This window comes from Pseudomonas citronellolis (assembly GCF_900112375.1).
GTDB lineage: Bacteria > Pseudomonadota > Gammaproteobacteria > Pseudomonadales > Pseudomonadaceae > Pseudomonas > Pseudomonas citronellolis.
Map to the genome: position 1 here is coordinate 1 of NZ_FOLS01000022.1, position 21783 is coordinate 21783.

At 69.3% G+C, this 21783-nt stretch carries 20 protein-coding genes and 1 pseudogene; 15 read left to right on the top strand and 6 right to left on the bottom strand.

Annotated elements, in window-relative coordinates:
• The coding region (locus BM060_RS20165) for a transposase (RefSeq protein ID WP_143096598.1) at nucleotides 1-302 on the top strand (302 nt) is incomplete at its 5' end.
• Between the two features lie 150 nt (nucleotides 303-452).
• Here BM060_RS20165 and BM060_RS20170 read toward each other — a convergent pair.
• On the bottom strand, nucleotides 453-1445 hold the full coding sequence (locus BM060_RS20170) for an asparaginase (RefSeq protein WP_074982339.1): 993 nt from the start codon (nucleotides 1443-1445) through the stop codon (nucleotides 453-455).
• A 60-nt stretch (nucleotides 1446-1505) separates the two neighbouring features.
• Nucleotides 1506-2948: an alanine/glycine:cation symporter family protein gene (locus tag BM060_RS20175; RefSeq protein WP_074982341.1), complete on the bottom strand. Its 1443-nt coding sequence runs from the start codon at nucleotides 2946-2948 to the stop codon at nucleotides 1506-1508.
• Between the two features lie 181 nt (nucleotides 2949-3129).
• On the opposite strand from BM060_RS20175, the gene BM060_RS20180 reads away from it, so the two are divergent.
• From BM060_RS20180 to BM060_RS20240, 13 genes are all read left to right on the top strand, one after another.
• A complete protein-coding gene (locus BM060_RS20180) occupies nucleotides 3130-3945 on the top strand; it encodes a helix-turn-helix domain-containing protein (protein WP_069865235.1) in 816 nt (271 codons plus the stop codon).
• A gap of 188 nt (nucleotides 3946-4133) precedes the next feature.
• Nucleotides 4134-5009 (top strand): MurR/RpiR family transcriptional regulator, encoded by an 876-nt coding sequence (locus BM060_RS20185; protein ID WP_074982344.1) that lies wholly within the window; start codon nucleotides 4134-4136, stop codon nucleotides 5007-5009.
• Between the two features lie 76 nt (nucleotides 5010-5085).
• Nucleotides 5086-5349 carry a hypothetical protein gene (locus tag BM060_RS20190; protein ID WP_074982346.1) on the top strand — a complete coding sequence of 88 codons (264 nt, stop codon included), beginning with the start codon at nucleotides 5086-5088 and terminating at the stop codon, nucleotides 5347-5349.
• Complete coding sequence (locus BM060_RS20195) at nucleotides 5342-6868, top strand: sodium:solute symporter family protein (RefSeq protein ID WP_074982348.1); 1527 nt, start codon at nucleotides 5342-5344, stop codon at nucleotides 6866-6868. The genes BM060_RS20190 and BM060_RS20195 overlap by 8 nt, the downstream gene beginning before the upstream one ends.
• The gene (locus BM060_RS20200; protein ID WP_074982350.1) at nucleotides 6850-7554 is read left to right on the top strand and encodes a creatininase family protein; all 705 of its coding nucleotides are present in this window, start codon (nucleotides 6850-6852) and stop codon (nucleotides 7552-7554) included. Before BM060_RS20195 ends, BM060_RS20200 begins: the two co-directional genes overlap by 19 nt.
• Nucleotides 7551-8756 carry a beta-aspartyl-peptidase gene (iadA, locus tag BM060_RS20205; protein ID WP_074982352.1) on the top strand — a complete coding sequence of 402 codons (1206 nt, stop codon included), beginning with the start codon at nucleotides 7551-7553 and terminating at the stop codon, nucleotides 8754-8756. Before BM060_RS20200 ends, iadA begins: the two co-directional genes overlap by 4 nt.
• Before the next feature lie 522 nt (nucleotides 8757-9278).
• Entirely contained in the window at nucleotides 9279-9956 is a 678-nt protein-coding gene (locus BM060_RS20210; RefSeq protein WP_074982355.1) for a thermostable hemolysin, read from the top strand.
• Complete coding sequence (locus tag BM060_RS20215; protein WP_074982358.1) at nucleotides 9946-11412, top strand: AMP-binding protein; 1467 nt, start codon at nucleotides 9946-9948, stop codon at nucleotides 11410-11412. The genes BM060_RS20210 and BM060_RS20215 overlap by 11 nt, the downstream gene beginning before the upstream one ends.
• An 11-nt stretch (nucleotides 11413-11423) precedes the next feature.
• Complete coding sequence (locus tag BM060_RS20220) at nucleotides 11424-12110, top strand: iron-containing redox enzyme family protein (protein ID WP_074982559.1); 687 nt, start codon at nucleotides 11424-11426, stop codon at nucleotides 12108-12110.
• On the top strand, nucleotides 12097-12903 hold the full coding sequence (locus tag BM060_RS20225) for an SDR family oxidoreductase (protein ID WP_074982359.1): 807 nt from the start codon (nucleotides 12097-12099) through the stop codon (nucleotides 12901-12903). Before BM060_RS20220 ends, BM060_RS20225 begins: the two co-directional genes overlap by 14 nt.
• Nucleotides 12900-13541: a tetratricopeptide repeat protein gene (locus BM060_RS20230; RefSeq protein WP_074982362.1), complete on the top strand. Its 642-nt coding sequence runs from the start codon at nucleotides 12900-12902 to the stop codon at nucleotides 13539-13541. The genes BM060_RS20225 and BM060_RS20230 overlap by 4 nt, the downstream gene beginning before the upstream one ends.
• 2 nt (nucleotides 13542-13543) lie before the next feature.
• The gene (locus BM060_RS20235) at nucleotides 13544-14206 is read left to right on the top strand and encodes a response regulator (protein WP_074982365.1); all 663 of its coding nucleotides are present in this window, start codon (nucleotides 13544-13546) and stop codon (nucleotides 14204-14206) included.
• Entirely contained in the window at nucleotides 14203-15570 is a 1368-nt protein-coding gene (locus tag BM060_RS20240; protein ID WP_074982367.1) for a sensor histidine kinase, read from the top strand. Before BM060_RS20235 ends, BM060_RS20240 begins: the two co-directional genes overlap by 4 nt.
• 15 nt (nucleotides 15571-15585) lie before the next feature.
• Here BM060_RS20240 and BM060_RS20245 read toward each other — a convergent pair whose 3' ends face one another.
• From BM060_RS20245 to otsB, 3 genes are read right to left on the bottom strand one after another with little or no spacing between them, the layout of a single operon-like run.
• Entirely contained in the window at nucleotides 15586-16998 is a 1413-nt protein-coding gene (locus BM060_RS20245) for an alpha,alpha-trehalose-phosphate synthase (UDP-forming) (RefSeq protein ID WP_074982369.1), read from the bottom strand.
• The gene (locus tag BM060_RS20250) at nucleotides 16983-18776 is read right to left on the bottom strand and encodes a glycoside hydrolase family 15 protein (RefSeq protein ID WP_074982371.1); all 1794 of its coding nucleotides are present in this window, start codon (nucleotides 18774-18776) and stop codon (nucleotides 16983-16985) included. Before BM060_RS20250 ends, BM060_RS20245 begins: the two co-directional genes overlap by 16 nt.
• Complete coding sequence (gene otsB, locus BM060_RS20255; RefSeq protein WP_074982373.1) at nucleotides 18773-19594, bottom strand: trehalose-phosphatase; 822 nt, start codon at nucleotides 19592-19594, stop codon at nucleotides 18773-18775. Before otsB ends, BM060_RS20250 begins: the two co-directional genes overlap by 4 nt.
• Nucleotides 19595-19940: 346 nt before the next feature.
• Between otsB and BM060_RS33385 the strand changes: the two are divergent.
• Nucleotides 19941-20131: pseudogene (locus tag BM060_RS33385) on the top strand (helix-turn-helix domain-containing protein); the annotation flags it as partial.
• Nucleotides 20132-20166: 35 nt separating this feature from the next.
• Here BM060_RS33385 and BM060_RS20265 read toward each other — a convergent pair.
• Nucleotides 20167-21693 carry a DHA2 family efflux MFS transporter permease subunit gene (locus BM060_RS20265; protein ID WP_074982375.1) on the bottom strand — a complete coding sequence of 509 codons (1527 nt, stop codon included), beginning with the start codon at nucleotides 21691-21693 and terminating at the stop codon, nucleotides 20167-20169.
• Nucleotides 21694-21783: the final 90 nt, after the last annotated feature.

The window sequence follows — 21783 nt, forward strand, 5'->3', positions numbered from 1 at the left end:
ACCGGGATCGCTGGCGGATCGAGCTGTTTTTCAAATGGATCAAGCAACACCTGAAGGTCAGGCGTTTCCTGGGCCGTAGCGAGAATGCCGTGCGCCTCCAGATTCTCTGTGCGCTGATCAGCTACTTGCTGCTGAACCTTTACCAACGCAGGACGGGAACGCGGCAGAGCCTGTGGATGCTGATGGTGGAGGTACAGGCGACGCTGTTTCAGCGTCCTGGCCTGGAGGCTGAACGTTACCGACGACGGCAAGAGCGAATACGCGAGATCAACCTGCGTCAGGGGCAACTGTTAATAGCATGAGGCGTGCCGGACAGCAGTGCGCGTTCGCGGGAATGACGGGTTAGAGATCGGAGCACGGGGCCAAGAGCCGCAAGCGAAACCATAGTCTCACCCCATATGAAAAATGCCGTTCCTCCCATGGAGAGAAACGGCATCAGGCCCAGGAAGCACCTATTCGGCCAGCTCCCCACACAGATCCAGGCCAAACCAACGCTCAGCCTCTTCCACGCCCAGCCCCGCACCCAACAGGGCGAACAACTTACCCAAAGCCGCCTCACGGGTCATACCACCACCAGACACCAGTCCAGTGTCGCGCAGACGACTACCTGCGGCGTAGGTATCGAACACCACACTACCCGCCGGACACTGACTGATAGCAGCCAGCAGCACCCCACGCTTACGGGCCGCGCCCAGCGCAGCAAGCAAGGCTTCATTGTCGGAAGGACCGGTACCACTGCCATAGCACTCCAGCAGCAGCCCCTGCACGCCGCTATTCAGCACAGCCTCCAACTGTTCGGCCTGCAGCCCGGGGAACAACGGCTGCACAGCCAGCTTCACCGTCTGGCGCGTCTGGCGGTAATCCAGGGCAGACGGCACCTGCCCTGCACGCTGGCCATCGCGATGACGCGGCAGCGTGGTAAAGGCGTCGAAGGCTTCGCTATGCAGCTTGGTGGCACGCGCGCCGTGCAGCAGCGCGCCGCCGAAGTAGAGCTGCACATCACTGGCCTGGCCACCTTCCAGCACGTCCAGGGCGCCGCCAAGGTTGGCCCAGGCATCACTGCCGGGCGCACCGGCGGGCAACATGGAGCCGGTCAGCAACACCGGCACATCCAGCCCCAGCAGCACAAACGACAGCGCCGCCGCGGTGTAGGCCAGCGTGTCAGTGCCATGCAGCACCAGCACGCCGTCATGGCCGCCCTGCTCCACCGCGTCGACTATGGCGTCGCGCATGGCCAGCCAGTTCGCCTGCTGCATGTTGGCGCTGTCCAGCAGCGGCTGCATTTCCCGGAAGGCCCAGGCGAAGGTCGGCTGCCGGCCACTGCCGGCCAGCCACTCGCGCATGCGCGCCTCGAAGCCGCTGGCCGGGGCCAGGCCCTCGGGGGTCTGCAGCATGCCGATGGTGCCGCCGGTGTAGAGGACGAAGAGGTTCTTGACTGCGCGCATGGGCTGATCCTGCGTTCTTGTAGTGGCGCGGGCCGACCGCCGGGACGACCCGCGCGGCCGTCAGCCCTGCGCCTGCGGCAGGCCGGCGGGGATTTCGCGGGCGGCCTCGGCGCGCTGGCTGGCCGGCCAGGCTTCGCGGTCCAGGTCGAGGTCGGCGAACTGGGCGGAGTCGAACACCGGCTGCTGAACGCCGGCGCGACGCTGTGCATCGTAATCGCCCATCACCCGCAGGCCAACCTTGAACAGCAGGGCCAGGGCCAGCAGGTTGACGAAGGCCAGGCAGGTCATGGTGATGTCGGCGAAGGCGAACACAGTGGACAGGTTCTGCACCGAGCCCCAGACGATCAGCGCCAGCACCAGGGCGCGGTAGCCGATCAGCACCAGGCGGTTGCGGCTGAGGAACTGCAGGCTGTTCTCGCCCAGGTAGTAGTTGTAGAGGATGCAGGTGAAGACGAACAGCGACAGCGCGACGCTGACGAACAGCCGGCCCCAGTCACCGACCACCGCGGCCAGGGAGTTCTGCGTGAGGACGATGCCGTCGCCTTCGAAGCCCGGGGTGTAGAAGCCCGAGAGCAGGATCAGCAGCGCGGTGCAGGTGCAGATGACGAAGGTGTCGAGGAACACGCTGAAGGCCTGTACCACGCCCTGCGCGGCCGGGTGGCGCACGGCGGCCACGGCGGCGACGTTGGGCGCGCTGCCCAGGCCCGCTTCGTTGGCGAACACGCCACGCTTCACGCCCATGACGATGGCGCTGCCGAGCAGGCCGCCGAACGCGGGATCGAGGCCGAAGGCGCTCTTGAAGATGGTTTCCAGCATGGCCGGGACGTGCTCGATCTGGCTGCCGATCACGTACAGGGTGACGCCGATGTAGGCCAGGGTCTTGACCGGCACCAGCAGGTCGGAGACCGCGGCGATGCGCTTGATGCCGCCGATGAAGACGATGGCCAGCAGCACGGCCAGGGCGATGCCGGTGTGCTGCGGGGCGAAGCCGAAGGCGTTCTGCAGCGAATGGGTCACGGTGTAGGACTGCAGGCCGTTGAAGGCGAAGCCGTAGGTCACCAGCAGCAGCACCGAGAACACCACGGCCATGCCCTTGAGCTTCAGGCCGTGCTGGATGTAGTACGCCGGGCCGCCGCGGTACAGGCCGTCGCCGTCGGCGCGCTTGTAGACCTGGGCCAGGGTGCACTCGAAGAAGCTGCTGGACATGCCCACCAGCGCGGTCACCCACATCCAGAACACCGCGCCCGGGCCGCCGAGGGTCACGGCGATGCCGACGCCGGCGATGTTGCCCGCGCCCACGCGCCCGGCGAGGCTCAGCATCAGCGCCTGGAACGAGCTCAGCTGGCCGGCCTGGCCGCGGATGGATTCCTTGAACACGCCGAACATGTGGCCGAAATGGCGGAACTGGACGAACCGGGAGCGCAGGGTGAAGTAGCTGCCGAGTCCGACGATGAGCACGATGAGAACCTTCCCGGAAAGGAAGTCGTTGAGCGCTTCGAGCATGGGGTGTGACCTCGATTCTTGTTCTTCGGTTGGAAGAGAGGCGCCAGGCGCGCGGGTTGGGCCTGGCGCTGGCGGGCAAGGTTGGCCAAGACGAGGGGACGTGACAATTTCGCATCTTGTTACGTTCTGGCGCGAGTTGATGCTAGGCTTGCGTCACTCGCATCACACCGGAATACCGTCGATGTCCGATCACCTGGGCGAAAACCTCAAGCTCGCCTGCAGCCACTACCGCTCTATCTCCGAGGTCTGCCGCCAATTGCAGATCAACCGCGCGCAGTTCAACAAGTACCTCAGCGGGCAGAGCCGCCCCACCCCGTTCAACCTCAAGCGCATCGGCGACTTCTTCGGCGTCGAGGACTACGAGCTGGGCCTGCCGCCGGAACAGTTCGCCCGCCTGATCGGCGCCCGCGCAAGCCAGGCCGGCGTGCAGGCGAACGACCCGCTGCTGCGCCTGCTGGAACCACTGCGCGAGCAGGGCGGCAACCTGTCGCGCTACTGCGGCTACTATTTCGAATACTCCAACTGCATGTCGGTGCCCGGCAGCATCCTGCTGTCGCTGGTGCACCTGTGGGAGGAGGACGGCAACTTCCTGTTCGAGCGCCAGGAGCGCCAGGAACGCTCCAGCAGCACCGACGTGCAGGCCGAGGACTGGGTGCGCTGTCGCTACCTGGGCGCGGCCTTCCAGCTGCAGGACCGGCTGTTCCTGATCGACTACGAGTCGCTCACCGTCAACGAGATGAGCCAGACCATCCTCATCCCCAGCTTCAAGAGCCGCATCACCCGCCTCAACGGCCTGAAGACCGGCGTCTCCAGCGGCGACCGGCGCACCCCGGCGTGCACCCGGGTGGTCTGGGAATACCTGGGCGCGGAGATCAACCGGATCAACGCCTACCGCCAGGTGAAGCTGTACCGCCCGGACGACCCGCGCATCGACGACGACGTGCGCGAGCGCCTGAGCGTGGGGCCGATCCGCAACGGCCTGTTCGAGATCGAATGACCGCCGCGATCAGGCTCCGGGCGCGGGCCTGATCCAGTCGCACAAGTTCTTCGGAATATTCCCTCCCAACTATTCAGCGAGGCCGATAAGTGCCTGCCTGTAAATTAATTTTCAGGCAACACGAAAAGTAAAAATCGATTTCCAGACAGCAGCGCTTTCCAGGCACAAGCGCAGCGGGGCCCGCCGCCATGTCCGATGAACCTTCCCATTTGCTGCTCGGCGCCATCGCCCGCGCCCGCCCGGGTTATTCCCCGGCCTTCCGCAAGCTGGCCGACTTCGTGCTGAACAACGCGCTGGCGGTCTCCACCATGAACATCGACGAGCTGGCCAGGGCCGCCGGCGTCTCGGTCGCCACCATCAACCGCTTCGCCCACCGTTGCGGCTGCGACGGCTACCCGCCCTTCCGCGCCACGCTGCGCAAGCTCTACGAAAGCGCCTACGCCCCGGTGGAGAAGCTGCGCCTGGGCCTTGCGCGGGACATCGGCGCCGCCGGCGTCGTGCGCGAATCCCTCGATAGCGCCGCCGGCAACATCCGCCGCAGCCACGAGCTGCTGCAGGACGAGCAGGTGCGCCGCGCCGTCGAGCTGCTCGCCAACGCCAGCCAGGTGTACGTCGCCGGCCTCGGCGTCAGCGCCATCCACGCGGCCTTCGCCGCCAACTGCCTGGAGCCGTTCCGCGCCGGGGTCAAGGACCTCGCCGCCATGGGCGGCGTCGAGTCGGCCCTGCGGCGGATCAACGTGCTGCGCGCAGGCGACCTGGTGATCGGCATCGCCCTGCCCCGCTATTCGCGCGGCATCGTCGAGCTGCTCGGCCTGGCCCGCCAGCGCGGCTGCAAGGTGCTGGCCCTCACCGACGGCCCGGCCTCGCCCATCGCCACGCTGGCCGACACCGCGCTCTACGCGGTTGCGGAGCACCCGCTGCTGTACGCCTCCAACGCCGGCATGGTCGCGCTCATCGAGGCCCTGGGCGCGGCGCTGGCCCAGCACACCGGCGATTCGCTCGAAGCCATCAGCGCCCAGACCGAACGGCTGCTGCCCTACCTCTACCTGGACGAGCCTCCGTAGCCCGCCCTAACACGCACATGCGGGCCCCGCGTTCGCCGGGGCCCCTCACCACACTTCGCATTCAGGAGCAGTAACGATGGGCGTCTGGGAAAACCGATTCGAGCGGGGCTGGTTCCTCGTCTTCATGTTCATGTACGGGCTGATCATGCTGCCGCTGCCCTGGTACTACAGCGAAACCTACGTGGCCGGCCCCTGGGGCGTGCCGCTGTTTCTCTTCGGCTGGATCGTCCACGGCGGCGTGGTCATCGCACTCACCGCGCTGTTCGCCGTGCAATGCCTGAAGCGCCCGGAATACCGCGGCTTCCAGGCGGAACCGGAAGGAGCCGACACGCATGTCTGACATCGATCATCTGCTGACGCCCACGCCCGGCCCCTTCCTGCTGACCATGGGCGTCTACTTCCTGGTCATCGCCGCCATCGGCTACGTCGCCGCGCGCCAGACGCGCGACATGAAGGAGTTCCTGGTGATGGGCGGCAAGGCCGGCGCCATCGTCTCGGGCATCGCCTATTTCGCCACCCAGTACAGCATGAGCACCTTCATGGGCGTGCCGGCCATCGCCTACGGCAACGGCTTCGCCGGGATGAGCATCACCATCCCCGGGGTGGCCTTCTCCATGCTGATTCCCGCGCTGCTGGTCGGCCGCCGGCTGATGGAACTGGGCCGGCGCAACCACTACCTGACCATGAGCGACTACCTGGCCGACCGCTACCAGTCCTCGCCGATGCGCGCCATCCACGCCATCGCCATGGTGGTGTTCCTGGTCGCCATGACCGGCGCGCAACTGGTGGGCGCCGGCATCATCGTCAAGACCTTCACCGGCTACCCGGAGTGGGTCGGCGTGGTGGTGACCGGTGGCATCGTGATCCTCTACTGCATGTACGGCGGCATGCGCGGCGCCATGCTAACCGACGTGCTGCAGGGCAGCCTGATGGTGCTCACCGCGGTGGTCACCTTCGTCATCTCCGTCCGCGCCGGCGGCGGCCTGGAAGCCATCACCGCGCAGCTGGCGACGGACAGCCCCGGCCACCTCGCCCACCCCGGCAGCAAGGGCGAATACGGCTGGAGCGTCTACGTCACCATGATCCTGATGTGGAGCTTCTTCACCATCGGCCAGCCGACGCTGTTCACCAAGTTCTACGCCATGAAGAGCCACGCCGTGCTGTTCAAGAGCGTGCTGCTGGGCACCCTGGGCATGCTGGTCTCGGCCACCCTGATCGAGTGGGCCGGGGTCAACGCCTTCATCTCGCTGCCGGGCCTCGTCGGCCGCGACGCCGACTTCGTGGTGCCGATGCTGCTGCAGCGCTCGCTGGACCCGATCCTGGCCTCGGTCATGATCGCCGGCATCGTCTCGGCGGGCATGTCGACGGTGTCGGCGCTGATGGTGGTGGCCACCGGCGGCATCAGCCGCGACCTCTACCAGAAGCTGATCAACCCCGCGGCCAGCGACGCCAGGGTGCTCCGGCTGTCGCACTGGGTCACCCTGCTGATCGGCCTGGCCGGCATCGCCATCGGCGTGCTCAAGCCCGCCAGCATCTTCGAGATCGTGCGCTTCGCCTTCGGCGGCCTGGGCATCTGGGTCATCGCCGTGATCCTCGGCATGTACTGGAAGCGCGCCACCGCCGCTGGCGCGCTGGCCGGCGTACTGCTTGGCGAGCTGTGCTTCGTCGTGCTGAAGGCCGGCTGGCTGGACGGCTGGCTGACCTTGCGGACCGACCCGCTGCTGCCGGCCTGGCTGCTCGGCATGGCCGTCGCCGTGGTCGTCAGCCTGGCCACCCCGGCCGTCGAACGCGAGGTGCTGGAACGGCACTTCACAACCGCCCGCAATGACAGGAGCAAGCCATGTTCATCGGCGACATGAACTGGATGCAGGTGGAGCGCCAGGTGCAGTTGGACGACCGCGTCCTGCTGCCCCTGGGCAGCACCGAGCAGCACGCCTACCTCAGCCTGATGACCGACGTGATCCTCGCCCAGCGGGTGGCCATCGAGGCCGCCGAGCCCCTGGGGCTGCCGGTGTTCCCGGCCCTGCCCTACGGCATGACGCCCTACTTCGGCGACTTCCCCGGCACCGTCTCGCTGCGCCCGGCAACCTACTTCGCGCTGCTGGTCGACGTGCTGGACAGCCTGCACCAGCAGGGTTTCCGCCGCATCCTGCTGGTCAACGGCCATGGCGGCAACTGCCCGGTGCAGGCGGAAATCCAGCAGTGGCTGTGCCGGCACCCGCAGGCGCGGGTCAAGCTGCACAACTGGTGGAGCACGCCGCGCACCCTGGCGAAGGTCCGCGAGATCGACGCGCTGGCCTCCCATGCCTCGTGGATGGAGAACTTTCCCTGGACGCGCATCCCCGGCCAGACCCCGCCCGAGGAACGCAAGCCCATGGTCGACCTGTCCCGCCTGCGCCAACTGGGCGCCCAGGCCGTGCGCGCCTACATCGGCGACGGCAACTACGGCGGCGCCTACCACAAGGACGACGCGCTGATGCAGGAGCTGTGGCAGGTCGGCGTCGAGGAAACCCGCGAACAACTGCAAGGCGGCTGGGCCGAATGACGATGACCAACGCGGCTCCCGCGCCGCCGGCGTTCCTGTTGCTGCGCGGCGGCGAACTCTACGCCCCCGAGAAGCTCGGCCAACGCGACGTACTGATCGGCGGCGAACGCATCCTGGCGATCGCCGAGCATCTGCAGGCGCCCAACCTGCCGGGTTGCCAGGAAATCGATGCGCGGGGCCTGACGCTCTGCCCCGGCCTCATCGACCAGCACCTGCACCTGATCGGCGGCGGCGGCGAAGCCGGGCCCCACAGCCGCACGCCGGAGGTGCGCCTGTCCAGCCTGCTGGAAGGCGGCATCACCACCGTGGTCGGCCTGCTCGGCACCGACGCCATCACCCGCCACCCCGAATCGCTGCTGGCCAAGGCCCGCGCCCTGAACACCGAGGGCATCACAGCCTTCATGCTGACGGGCGCCTACGGCGTCCCGACGCCCACCATCACCGGCAGCATCCAGCGCGACATCGCCTTCATCGACCCCATCATCGGGGTGAAGACGGCCATCTCCGACCATCGCTCGTCCGCGCCGGGCATCGGCGAACTGTCGCGCATCGCCGCCGAAGCCCGGCTCGGCGGCCTGCTGGGCGGCAAGGCGGGCATCAGCGTGTTCCACCTGGGCAACGGGCGCCGGGCGCTGGAGCCGCTGTACGGCATCCTCGAACACAGCGACATCCCCATCGGCCAACTGCTGCCGACCCACGTCAACCGCACGGCCGCGCTCTACGAGGCGGCGATCCGCTTCGCCCTGGACGGCGGCAACATCGACCTCACCAGCGGCATCAACCCCGAACTGGGCGCCAAGCAGGCGCTGAAGTCCAGCCGCGCGGTGATCCAGGCGCTGAGCGCGGGCGTCGCGCTGCAGCGGCTGACCATCAGCTCGGACGCCAACGGCAGCCAGCCGGTGTTCGATAGCGACGGCCGGCTGACGGGGCTGGCCCTGGCGGGGTGCAAGAGCCTGATGAATGAGCTGCGTGATCTGGTCCTGCGCGAGCGACTACCGCTGGAGCAGGCGCTGCGGCCGTTCACCAGCAACGTGGCCGACCTGCTGCGCCTCCAGGGGCGCAAGGGGCGCCTGGCTGTGGGGTTGGAGGCGGACGTTCTGTTGCTGGATGAGCGGTTGGAGTTGGTGCAGGCCTTTGCGCGGGGGCGGCAGGTGGTGCTTGGTGGCAGGGCTTGTCTGTGGGGGACGTTTGAGGGGGAGTGAGTTTTTTGGGGGCCAGATGGGAGGTAATGGTGCTGGACTCGGCTTCGTCCCCTCTCCCTAACCCTCTCCCTGAAGGGAGAGGGGACCGTTCGGTGTACTTGGATGTTCTGAAGTCAGCCGGCAGCGCCGAAGGTTTCCATTTGAAACCTACCTTTTCTCGGCACGAACAAGCCCCCTCTCCCTTCAGGGAGAGGGCTGGGGAGAGGGAACGGCATCCACCCAACACACCAAAGCCTCCGGTAAACACCCGTTCGCGAGCAAGCTCGCTCCTACAACAGCAAAGCCGACGTAGGATGGGTTGAGCGAAGCGATACCCATCGCCAAGGCCGCACGGGTTTCGCAAACTCAACCCATCCTACGAAAAGCCCCTCGACGCAGCCGGCAGGACCGTTGCACCTACCACGGCAAGTCCCCCTCCAGAACCCGCTCCACGCCTGAACACCCCCGCCCCCGCTTCAGACTGCATTCAGATTCGCTGCCGATACTCCCCTCCAGCCGCCAGTCCCGCTTGGGGGGAACGACATGACACAGACACAATGGAACGCCCTTTTTCCATTGCGCTTCGGCACCCATGCCGAGCGCATGGCCAGCCTGGTCCTGCGCCGCGCGGGCGAACCCGGCCGCGAGGCGCTGGAGGCGTTCATCCACGAGCGCTTCGAGCGCATGCACCATGCCGACGTGCAGCACTTCCTGCCCGACCTGCTCGGCCTGTACGACAGCCAGGGCCGGCTCAGCGCCGCGGTGGGCATCCGCCTGGCGGCCGGCGGGCCGCTGTTTCTCGAAGGCTACCTGGACGAACCGCTGGAAGCGCCGGTGTCACGCCTGGCCGGGCGCATCGTCGGGCGCGACGAGCTGGTGGAGGTGGGCAACCTGTCCGCGCTCAGCGCCGGCAGCGCGCGGCTGATCATCGTGGCGGTGACCTGGCTGCTGGCCGCCCGCGAGCTGAACTGGGTGGCCTTCACCGGCGCCGCCAGCCTGGTCAACAGCTTCCATCGCCTGGGGCTGGAACCGAGCGTGCTGGGCCACGCCGACCCCGCCCGGCTGAACGGCGAAGGCGCCAGTTGGGGCAGCTACTACGAGCAGCATCCGCAGGTGTTCGCCGGCGACATCCGCTACGGCCATGCGCAGCTGGAGCGCAACCGGGTGTTCGAGCGCCTGGGCTTTCCCCTGCTGCTGACGGAGGCCGGCCATGCAGCCTGAACTGCAAGCCTTCCGCCAGCGCCTGGAGGAACACGCGCGGCTTCCGGGCGAGCCCATCGCCCTGCGCGGCGCCAACGAACGCTATAGCCATGCCCAACTGCTGGAGCAGGTGCAGGCCCGCGAGGAACTGCTGCGCCAACAGCCGCCGGGCGTCGTCGCCTTCGCCCTGGACAACGGCCCCGAAGCGCTGTTCTGGGACCTGGCGGCGCTGTTCGGCGAGCGCCCCTGCGTGCTCCTGCCGCCGTTCTTCAGCCCGGCCCAGCGCGCCCATTGCCTGATGCAGAGCCAGGCCACGCTGGTGCTGGCCCCGGCCGAGCTGCACGACGAATTGCGCGAACTGGGCTTCAGCCCCGGCGAGCCGTTCTGGTGGCGCCCATCGGTGATGGATGCCGGCATGCCGCCGGGTACCGCCAAGCTCACCTATACCTCCGGCAGCACCGGCGCGCCCAAGGGTGTGTGCCTGTCCGCCGCGGCGCTGCTGCAGGTGGCCAACGAGCTGGAGCGGGCCAGCCGCCCGGCCGAGCCCGCCAGCTACCTGGCGGTGCTGCCGCTGGCAGTGTTGCTGGAGAACCTCGGCCTGTACGCCGCGCTGCTGGCCGGCGCCAGCATCACCCTGCTGCCGCAGGCGCAGTTGGGCATCAGCGGCGCCAGCGGGGTCGACTGGCAGCGCCTGCTCGGCTGCGTGGCGCTCAGCGGCGCGCAGAGCCTGATCCTGGTGCCGCAACTGCTGCTCGGCCTGGTCAGCGCCATCGAGCGCGGGCTGATGCGCGTCGGCCCGCTGCGCTTCGTCGCGGTGGGCGGCGCGCCGGTATCGGCCAGCCTGCTGCAGCGCGCCGCCGCCGTCGGCCTGCCGGTGTACGAGGGCTATGGGCTGTCCGAATGCGCCTCGGTGGTCTGCCTCAACCGCCCCGGCGAGCAGCGCCCGGGCAGCGTCGGCCGGCCGCTGCCGCACGCCGAGATACGCCTGGCCGAGGACGGCGAGGTGCTGGTGCGCGGCGCCACCCTGCTCGGCTACCTGGGCGAGCCGCCCTGCACCGGGCAGTGGTGGCCCACCGGCGATCTCGGCCGTTTCGACGCCGAGGGCTACCTGTACCTGGCCGGGCGCAAGAAGAACCAGTTCATCACCAGCTTCGGGCGCAACGTCAACCCGGAATGGATCGAGGCCGAGCTGAGCCAGGGCGGCGCCATCCTCCAGGCCTTCGTCCATGGCGAGGGCCTGCACCAGAACCTGGCGCTGCTCTGGCCGCTGGACCCGCAGGCCAGCGACGGCGACCTGGAGCAGGCGGTGCAGCGCTGCAACGCCGCCCTCCCCGACTACGCCCGGGTGCACGCCTGGCGCCGCCTGCCGCGGCCCTTCAGCGCCGCCGAGGGCACCCTCACCGCCAACGGCCGGCCACGTCGCGCGGCCATCCTCGAACGCTACCGCAACGAACTCTTTTCCCTCGTGACCGAATGAGGTTCAACACCATGGCATTCTTCGACACCCTGCAATCGGCCACCGCCCAGGAGCGCCAGGCGCTGTTCGGCGTACCGGTGATCCGCGACGCCCTGGACGGCGTCGTCAGCCTGGAGGGCTACGTCGCCTTCCTCACCCAGGCCTACCACCACGTGCGCCATACCGTGCCGCTGATGATGGCCTGCGGCGCCCGCCTGCCCCCGCGCCTGGAGTGGCTGCGCAAGGCGGTATGCGACTACATCGAGGAAGAGTACGGCCACGAGCAGTGGATCCTCGACGACATCGCCGCCTGCGGCGGCGACCCCGAGCAGGTGCGCAACAGCCGCCCGGCGCTGCCCATCGAGCTGATGGTGGCCTTCCTCTACGACCTGATCGCCCGCGACAACCCGGTGGGCCTGTTCGGCATGGTCAACGTGCTGGAGGGCACCAGCATCGCCCTGGCCACCCAGGCCGCCGGCAACATCCAGCAGGGCCTCGGCCTGCCGCCGGGCGCCTTCGGCTACCTGAGCTCCCACGGCGCCCTGGACCAGGACCACATGGCCACCTACCGCACGCTGATGAACCGCCTGGACGATGCCGCCGACCAGCAGGCGGTGGTCCACGCCGCCAGGGTGGTGTACCAGCTGTACGCCGACATGTTCCGCGGCCTGCCGCGGGCCCGGGCCGGCCTGGGTGAGGTGCAGCATGCGCCTGCCTGACTGCCGCGCGGTGCTCACCGGCGCCAGCGGCGGCATCGGCCTGCAACTGGCCGAACAGCTGTGCGCCGCCGGGGCCCGGGTGCTGGCGGTCAGCCGTCATGCGGGCCCGTTGGCCGAGCTGCGGCGGCGCTACCCGCAGCAGCTGCTCTGGGCGTGCGCCGACCTGCGCACGGCCGGAGGCCGCCAGGCGGTGGTCGAGGCGGCGTGGCAGATGGGCGGCGCCAACCTGCTGATCAACGCCGCCGGGATGAATCGCTTCGCCCTGCTCGACCAGTTGGACGAACAGGCCCTGGACGACCTGCTGGCGTTGAACATCACCGCCACCCTGCAGCTGACGCGGGTGATGCTGCCGCTGCTGCGCGAGCAGCCCCACGCCCTGGTGCTGAACGTCGGCTCCACCTACGGCTCCATCGGCTACCCCGGCTATGCCGCCTACTGCGCCAGCAAGTTCGCCCTGCGCGGCTTCTCCGAGGCCCTGCGCCGGGAGCTGGCCGACACCCCGGTGGACGTGCTCTACGCCGCCCCGCGGGCAACCCGCACCAGCATGAACTCGGCCGCCGCCACGGCGCTGAACCTGGCCCTGAAGGTGGGCATGGACGACCCGCGCGACGTCGCCCGGGCGGTGCTCGACGCCGTGCAGAAGAACCGCAGCGAGCTGTACCTGGGCTGGCCGGAGAAGCTTTTCGTGCGCCTCAACGGCATGCTCCCCGGCCTGGTCGACCGCGCCCTGCGCAAGCAACTGCCACTGATCCGTCGCTACAGCGACGCCAACACCCGGGAGCCCCTGGAATGAAGCGCCTGATCCTCATCTTCCTGCTGGCCATCGCTCCCTTCGCCTGGGCCCTCGACCCCGCCGGCACGCAGCGCCTGGCCGCCCTCCAGCAACGCTGGGCGCAGATCCAGTACCAGTTGCCGGAGGCCCAGCGCGCCGCGGCCTTCGAGAAGCTCGCCGGCGACAGCGAAGCCTTCACCCGCGAGCAACCCGGCGCCGCCGAAGCCTGGATCTGGAACGGCATCATCACCAGCAGCTGGGCCGGCGCGGTCGGCGGCCTCGGCGCCCTGGGCAAGGTGAAGAGCGCCCGCGCCAGCCTGGAGAAGGCCCTGCAGCTCGACCCCGGCGCGCTGCAAGGCTCGGCCTATACCAGCCTGGGCGCCCTCTACGACCGAGTGCCGGGCTGGCCGATCGGCTTCGGCGACGCCGACAAGGCCGAGGCCATGCTGCGCAAGGCGCTGCAGATCAACCCCACGGGCATCGACAGCCTGTACTTCTGGGGCGACCATCTGTACCGCGAGGGCCGCTACGAAGAGGCCCGCAGCGCCCTGCAGAAGGCCCTGCAGGCCCCGCTGCGGCCGGGGCGCGAGCTGGCCGACCAGGGCCGCCGCGGCGAAATCGATGCTTTACTCAAGGCGATCAAGGACAAGCAGGACTGAGCATGCGGCTATTGCTGGTAGAGGACGACAGCGCCCTGGGCGAAGGCGTGCGCACGGGGTTGCGCCAGGAGGGCTACACCATCGATTGGCTCAAGGACGGCGCCAGCGCGCTGCACGCCTTGCAGCACGAGGCATTCGACCTGGCGGTGCTCGACCTCGGCCTGCCGCGCATGGATGGCGTGGAAGTGCTCAAGCGCCTGCGCGCCGGCGGCGCCAACCTGCCGGTGCTGATCCTCACCGCGCGCGACGCCACCGAGGACCGCATCGCCGGGCTGGACGCCGGCGCCGACGACTACCTGGTCAAGCCCTTCGACCTGGACGAGCTCAAGGCCCGCCTGCGCGCCCTGCTGCGGCGCAGCGCCGGGCGCGCCCGGGTGCTGATCGAACATGCCGGGGTGAGCCTCGACCCGGCCACCCAGCAGGTCAGCTACCAGGGCCAGCCGGTGCTGCTGACGCCCAAGGAATACCTGCTGCTGCACGAGCTGCTGGCGCAGCCGGGCAAGGTCTTCACCCGCGAGCGCCTGACGCAGCTGCTCTACGGCTGGGACGAGGAAGCCGAGAGCAACACCCTGGAGGTGCACATCTACCACCTGCGCAAGAAGCTCTCCGGCGACCTCATCCGCACCGTGCGCGGCATCGGCTACCTGGTGGAAGGCCAGGCATGAGTTCGCTGCGTCGGCGCACCCTGCTGCGGGTGACGGCCCTGCTGCTGCTCGGCACCGGGCTGCTGGCGCTGTACAACTACCACGACAGCAGCCACGAGATCGCCGAGGTCTACGACGCCCACCTGGCGCAGAACGCCCGCCTGCTGCAGGGGGTGATGAGCATGCCGCTGGACGAGGCCGGGCGGCGCAACCTCTACGCCGCCTTCGACGAGGCGCTGAGCCAGGTCGGCCGGCACCGCGTCGGCCATCCCTACGAGAACAAGCTGGCCTTCCAGGTGTGGCGCGAGGATGGCCAGATCCTGGTGCACACGCCCAGCGCGCCCACCTTCAGCGCGCCGCTGCGCACGCCGGGGTTCGCCAACTACGAGGTGGAGGGCCGGCACTGGCGCGGCTTCCTGCTGCCGGTGCCGGCGCAGAAGCTGCTGATCTGGGTGGGCGAGCGCGACGACGTGCGCGAGGACCTGGTGGGGCGCATCGTCCGCCACACCCTGCTGCCCTTCATGCTCGGCAGCCTGGCCCTGGTGCTGCTGGTGTGGCTGGCCATCGGCTGGGGCCTGCAGCCGCTGCAGAACATGGCGAAGGTGATCCGCGCCCGCCACGCCGACTCCCTGGAGCCGCTGCAGCTGGTGCCGCTGCCCAGGGAACTGGAACCCATGCAGGCCGCGCTCAACCGCCTGCTCGGCCAGTTAGAGGCGCTGCTGCGCCGCGAACACCGCTTCATCGCCGATGCCGCCCACGAGATGCGCACGCCCCTGGCGGTGCTCCGCCTGCACGCGCAAAACGCCTTGCAGGCGCGCAACGAGACCGAACGCCGCGAGGCCCTGGACTTCCTCATCGGCGGCGTCGACCGCCTGAGCCGGGTGGTCAACCAGTTGCTCACCCTGGCCCGCGTCGAGCCGCAGCTGGCGCAGCGCCAGTTCGCCCCGGTGGACCTGGCCGCGGTGGTCACCGACACCCTCGCCGAACTCACCCCCTGGATACTGCGCCAGGGCCTGGAGCCGGTGCTGGAGATCGAACCCGGCGACTACCGCCTGGACAGCGACGCCGGCGCCATCGGCATCGCCCTGCAGAACCTGGTGACCAACGCGGTGAACTTCTCCCCGCCCGGCGGGCTGGTCCGCATCGGCCTGCGCACCGATGGCGCGCATTTCGAGCTGGCCGTCGAGGACCAGGGCCCGGGCATCGCCGAAGCGCACCTGGAGCGCGCCTTCCAGCGCTTCTACAGCGAAGGCAACGAAGGCGGCGCAGGGCTGGGGTTGTCCATCGTCGCCATGATCATGCAGCGCCTGGGCGGCAGCGCGAGCCTGGCCAACCGCGCGCAAGGCGGCCTGCGGGCGTGCCTGCGCCTGCCGCGGGGGCGGTGAGCGGGCCCGGCCGGCTCAGCGGTTGGCCCCGCGGCTGGACAGCCAGTTCAGCGGCACGCCAGGGCGCGTCAGGGCCTCGATGAAGCCGTGGCCCCAGTAGCGGATGTGGTTGGCCTCCAGCACCGAATACATCTCCTGGTGGCGCGCCTGGCGTTCTTCCAGCGGCATCTCCAGGGCGCGCTCGATGGTGTCGGCCAGGGCGTCGCGGTCATGGGGGTTGACGATGAGCGCGGCGCCCAGCTCGGCGGCGGCGCCGGCGAACTGCGAGAGGATCAGCACGCCGGGGTCGGCCGGGTCCTGCGCTGCGACGAACTCCTTGGCCACCAGGTTCATGCCGTCGCGCAGCGGCGTGACCAGGCCGATGCGCGCGCGGCGCATGACCAGGGCGATGTCCTCGCGGCCCAGGTTGCGGCTGACGAAGCGCAGCGGCACCCAGGAGACCGCGGCGAAACGGCCGTTGATGTGCCCCACGCGGGCGCTCACCGCAGCGTCGATCTCGGCGTACTCGGGAATCTCCTGGCGGCTGCCGGGGGCGATCTGCAGGCAGGTCACCTTGCCTTGCCGCTCGGGGTATTTCTCCAGGAAGCGCTCGTAGGCGTCCAGGCGGTTGGTGATGCCCTTGGAGTAGTCCAGGCGGTCCACCCCGACCATCAGCGCCCGGCCCACCAGGCTCTCCTCCAGCTTGGCGGCCAGCGGGCCGTGTTCGGCCTCCTCGGCCAGATGGCGGAAGCCCTCGACGTCCACCCCCACCGGGAACACGCCGACGCGGAAGTGCTGGTGGCCCAGGCTGAAACGCCGCGAATCGGGGGTGGCCGCGCCCACCACGCGGGTCAGGTAGCGGGCGAAGTTGTCGGCGTCGTTCTCGGTCTGGAAGCCGATCAGGTTGTATTCGGTGAGCGCGCGCACCAGTTCCTCGTGGTGCGGCAGCGCGGTGAGCAGGTCCGGCGGCGGCATGGGGATGTGCAGGAAGAAGCCGATGCGGTTGCGGTGGCCGCGCTCGCGCAGCGCCACGGCCAGGGGGATCAGGTGATAGTCGTGGACCCACAGCACGTCGTCCGGCTGCAGCAGCGGGCTCAGGCGCTCGGCGAAGAATTCGTTGACGCGCAGGTAGCCGCCGAAGTCGGCCTCGGTGAACTCGGCCAGGTCCACCCGGTAGTGCAGGATCGGCCAGAGGACGCGGTTGGCGAAGCCGTTGTAGTACTCCTGGAAGTCCTGCGGCGGCAGGTCGGTGACCATGTAGGTGATGTTGTCGTTCTGCAGGGTGGTCGGCTCGGCCGGCACCTCCGCCACCTGGCCGCTCCAGCCGAACCACAGCCCCTCGCGCTCGCGCAGGGTGGCCGCCACCGCCACGGCCAGGCCGCCCGGCGCGGGCCGGCCCTCGGCATCGGGCATGCCCACCCGGTTGGAAATCACTACAAGCCGCGACATAGGCCCTCCTCCCAGCTCATGGACAGACGCATGGCGGTGTTGATCAAGCCGGCCATGGAGTAGGTCTGCGGAATGTTGCCCCACATCTCGCCGGTGTGCGGATGCAGGTCCTCGGACAGCAGGCCGAAGCTGTTGCGCGCGGCCAGCAGCTCGGCGTACAGCTCGCGGGCCTGGTCGCGGCGGCCGATGGCGGCCAGGGCGTCCAGGTACCAGAACTTGACCACCAGGAAGGCGGTCTCCGGCACCCCGAAGTCGTCGGCGGCGGCGTAGCGCAGCAGGTGGCCGTTGACGTTCAGCTCGCGGCCGATGCAGTCGACGGTGGCGACGAAGCGCGGGTCGTCGGCCTCGATCAGCCCCAGCTCGTGCATCAACAGCACGCTGGCGTCGAGGTCGTCGACGCCGAAGCTGCCGGTGAAGGACTGCCGCCGCTCGCTCCAGGCCTCGCGCAGGATGCCCTCGCGGATGCGCATGGCCTCCTTGCGCCAGCGCGCCGCCGAGTCGCCGTGGCCCAGGCGCGCGGCGATGCGCGCCACGCGGTCGCAGGCGGCCCAGCAGAGCATCGCCGAATGGGTGTGCACGCGCTGCCGGCCGCGGTATTCCCAGATGCCCGCGTCGGGCACGAAGGCGTTGCGCGCGGCGCGCTCGGCCAGGCTTTCCAGCAGGCGCAGCATGCCTTCGTCGCCGGGATGCGGCAGGCGCTGGTCGACGAAGCTCTGCAGCACCGCCAGCACCACCGAGCCGAACACGTCGTGCTGCACCTGCTCCACCGCCTGGTTGCCGACGCGCACCGGGGCGTGGCCGAGGAAGCCGGCCAGGTCCGGCTCGATGCGCTCGCTCAGGTCCATGGCCGGGACCACGCCGTACAGCGGGCGCAGCTCGGCGCCCTCCACCGCCACCGTGGTGATGAAGTCGACGTAGCGTTCCATGGTCTTGGTGGCGCCCAGGCGGTTCAGCGCCAGCACCACGAAGTAGGCGTCGCGCAGCCAGCAGTAGCGGTAGTCCCAGTTGCGCTGGGTGCCCGGCGCCTCGGGCACCGAGGTGGTCACCGCGGCGATGATCGCCCCGGTCTCCTCGAAGCTGCACAGCTTCAGGGTGATGGCCGCGCGGATCACCACGTCCTGCCATTCGAAGGGGATGGCCAGCGAGCGCACCCACTCGTACCAGCCGGCGCGGGTGCGTTCGAGGAAGCTGCGCACCACCTGCTCGGGGGATTCGTCCAGCGGTTCGTCGACGCCCATCACCAGGCTCACCGGGTGCTTGAGGGCGAAGGGCGTTTCCTGCATGACGTAGGACAGCGGCGCATCGGTGGTCAAGCGCAGCGCCTGGTCGCCGCCCAGGTAGCGGATGTGGCTGGAGCCGGCCACCGCCTCGCACGGCTTGCCGTAGTGGTGCGTGGGGCGCATGCGCAGGGTCACCCGCGGCAGCCCCTGCACCGGCTCCACCAGCCGGCACAGCTGCGCCGGGCGGAAGTAGCGGCCGTACTGCAGGAAGCGCGGGGCGAAGTCGGTGATGCGCACGGCGTTGCCCGCGGCGTCGGTGAGGGTGGTGCGGATGATCGCGGTATTGGGCTGGTATTCCGAGTGGCTGCTGACCATGCCGTCGAGCAGCACGTCGCAGAAGCCCTTTTCCTCGTCGCCGGCCAGCAGCCGGGAGAAGGCCGGGTCGCCGTCGAAGTTCGGGTAGCACCACCACACCAGGCGCGCCTGCCGGTTCACCAGGGCGGCGACGCGGCAGTTGCCGATCAGCCCCAGGTCCAGCGCGCCATTGTGCTTGCTCATGCCTGTGTCCTCCTCGTGGCCTGAATGAGTGTCTCGCGCACCGCGCGCGGATGGTCGAAGGCGGCCCGGGCGCCGGGCGCCATGCGCCCGACCGAAAGGCCCAGGCCGTGCAAAAGCGGCATCAGCGCCAGGGCCGGCTCGTCGGTATGGTCGTCGCCGATGAACAGCGGTCGGCGCCCGGCGAAGGGCGGCTCGCCGAGGAAGCGGCGGATGGCCTGGGCCTTGTCGCTGGTGTGGGCCAGCACCTCGAACACCATCTTCCCCGGCAGCAGCCGCAACCCGGCGCCCTCGGGGCCGCGCAGCAGGCGCTCCAGAGCCGCCGCCAGGGCCAGGCCGGCCTCGGGCGCGGCGCGGTAATGCAGGGCCAGGCTGCTGCCCTTGTCCTCGGCCAGCACGCCGGGGTGGCGCCGGGCCAGGGCCAGCAGCTGTTCGCGCTGCGGCGCGCCAAGATGGGCCGCCGGCAACTGTTGCATGGGCTGCCCGCCAGCCAGGCGCCACTGCGCGCCGTGGCCACCGCTGGCCGGCAGGCTCAGGGGGGCGAACAGGTCATCAAGCTGCGCCAGCGGGCGTCCGCTGACCAGCGCCAGGGCGCCGTCCAGTTGGCGATGCAGGCTTTGCAGGGCGGCGCGCAGGTCGTCGGGGACGCGCACCGCGTCGGGAGTTTCGACGATATCCAGGAGGGTACCGTCGACATCGAGAAAGAGCGCGCAGGGTGCGTCGCGCTCGCTCAACCAGTCATCGAGCAGGGCCCTGGCCGAGGCATCACCGCAAGCAGCAATGGCCGCGTCGGCCAGACCTGAATCGATCGGGCGGGACATGGGCCGATCTCCACGTTTCGGGCCGCCCGCGAAGAGCCGCTGCGGACGACGAAGCGAATGAGAATCCAAAAGACTAACACGGGAAAATCCACCGGGCGGCCAGCGCGCCGGCTGCATCTTCCACCCTGGGACGGACCTTCCGGGGGCCCGGCAAGTTCAGCAAGGTCCATGCCTTGGCGCCCTGCCCGGCTGCCGCCCGCGCCGCCACGATGCCCGGCCTGCCGGGGCTGGCGCCGTTCGTCGTGTACCGCTCGCGGGCAAGCCGCCGCTCCCCGGCCGCAGTGTGAATGCCCACAAGCGGTGCGCTGGCTAGACTGGCGGGAACCCCGGGAGCCGACCGATGGATGCCCTGATCAACGCCGCCGCCCGCGCCCTGGCCCGCGGGGAGCCGTGGCCCGCGCGCGCTGCCAGGTGGCCGAGGCGGAAATCGCCTTCGCCGACCGCGAGCTGGGCTGGCCGGTGGCGCGCCTGGAAGCGGCGCAGGCCACCCTGGAGGCCCACGGCGACCGGTTGAACGCCGCCCAAGTCCGGAGACTGAATGACCCGCCGTGCCCCGCGCGGGCACGGCGGCCCTAGTGGTCCGCCACCGCCACCCGCGCCTTGCCGCTGAACGGCGGGCGCGTCAGCCAGATCACGCTCATCAGTATCAGGAAGATCCAGCCCAGGGCGTGGAACAGCTCGTTGAAGCTGATCTGGTAGGCCTGCTGGGTGATCATCTGGTTCAGCAGGCTGGCGCCCAGGTGCGAGTCGCCCTGGCCCAGCAGCTCCAGGCTGTTGCGCGTGCCGCTGTCGAAGGTCGTTATGCTTTCGCTGAGCTGGGCGTGGTGCAACACCGCGCGGCGGTCCCAGAGGAAGGTGGTGAGCGAGGCCGAGAAGCTGCCGGCGAGGGTCCGCAGGAAGGTCGACAGCCCGGAGCCGGCGGCTATCTCGTGGGCCTCCAGGTCCGACAGCAGAATCACCGTGGTGGGCATGAAGAACAGTGCCACGCCCACGCCCATCAGCGCCTGCATCAGGGCGACGTGGCGGAAGTCGATGTCCAGGGTGAAGTCCGAGCGCATGAAACAGGTGGCGCCCATGGCGACGAAGGCCACCGAGGCCACCAGGCGCAGGTCGAAGTTGGCCGCGTAGCGCCCCACCAGCAGGCTCAGCAGCAAGGGCGCGATGCCCAGCGGCGCCGCCGCCAGGCCCGCCCAGGTGGCGGTGTAGCCGAGGTTGCGCTGCAGCCACTGGGGCAGCAGCAGGTTGATGGCGAAGTAGGCCGAGAACGACAGCACCAGCGCCAGGGTGCCGTAGCGGAAGTTGTGGTGGCGGAACAGCCGCAGGTCCACCACCGGCTCGTCCTCGGTCAGTTCCCAGATGAGGAAGGCCGCCAGGGCGATGGCCGCCACCACCGCGCAGGCGATGATGAAGGGCGAGGAAAACCAGTCCTCGTCGTTGCCCTTGTCCAGCAGGACCTGCAGGGCGCCGACGCCGACCACCAGGGTCGCCAGGCCAACGTAGTCGATGCGGGTGCGTTGCAGGCGTTCCGGGCGGCCGCGCATCTGCCGGCTGACCACGAACACGGCGAAGGCGCCGATGGGCAGGTTGATGAAGAAGATCCACGGCCAGGAATAGTTGTCGGTGATCCAGCCGCCGAGGATGGGCCCGGTAATCGGCGCCACCACCGCCACCATCGACAGCAGCGCCAGGGCGGTGCCGCGCTTGTGCGGCGGGTAGATGCTGATCATCAGGCTCTGGGTGATCGGGTACATGGGCCCGGCCACGGCGCCCTGCAGCGCGCGGAACAGGATGAGCATGCCCATGTCCTGGGATACGCCGCAGAGGAAGGAAGCGACCACGAACAGCAGCGAGCAGCCGATGAACAGCGGCACCTCGCCGAAGCGCCGGGAGAGGAAGCCGGTCAGCGGCAGGGAGATGGCTTGGCTGACAGCGAACGAGGTGATCACCCAGGTGCCCTGGTTGGCGCTCACCCCCAGGTTGCCGGCGATGGTCGGCAGCGCCACGTTGGCGATGGTGGTGTCCAGCACCTGCATGAAGATGGCCAGGGCCAGCCCGAGGGTGGTGAGGGCCAGACTCGGCGGGCGGAATTCGGTGCTCATGGAAGGCGAACCTGGGGTGGGTCGTGAGGTGCCGGTGCTGCCGCCGGCCTGGGCGAATTCTGGAACCGGCGGCGAATTGCTGTCAATGCA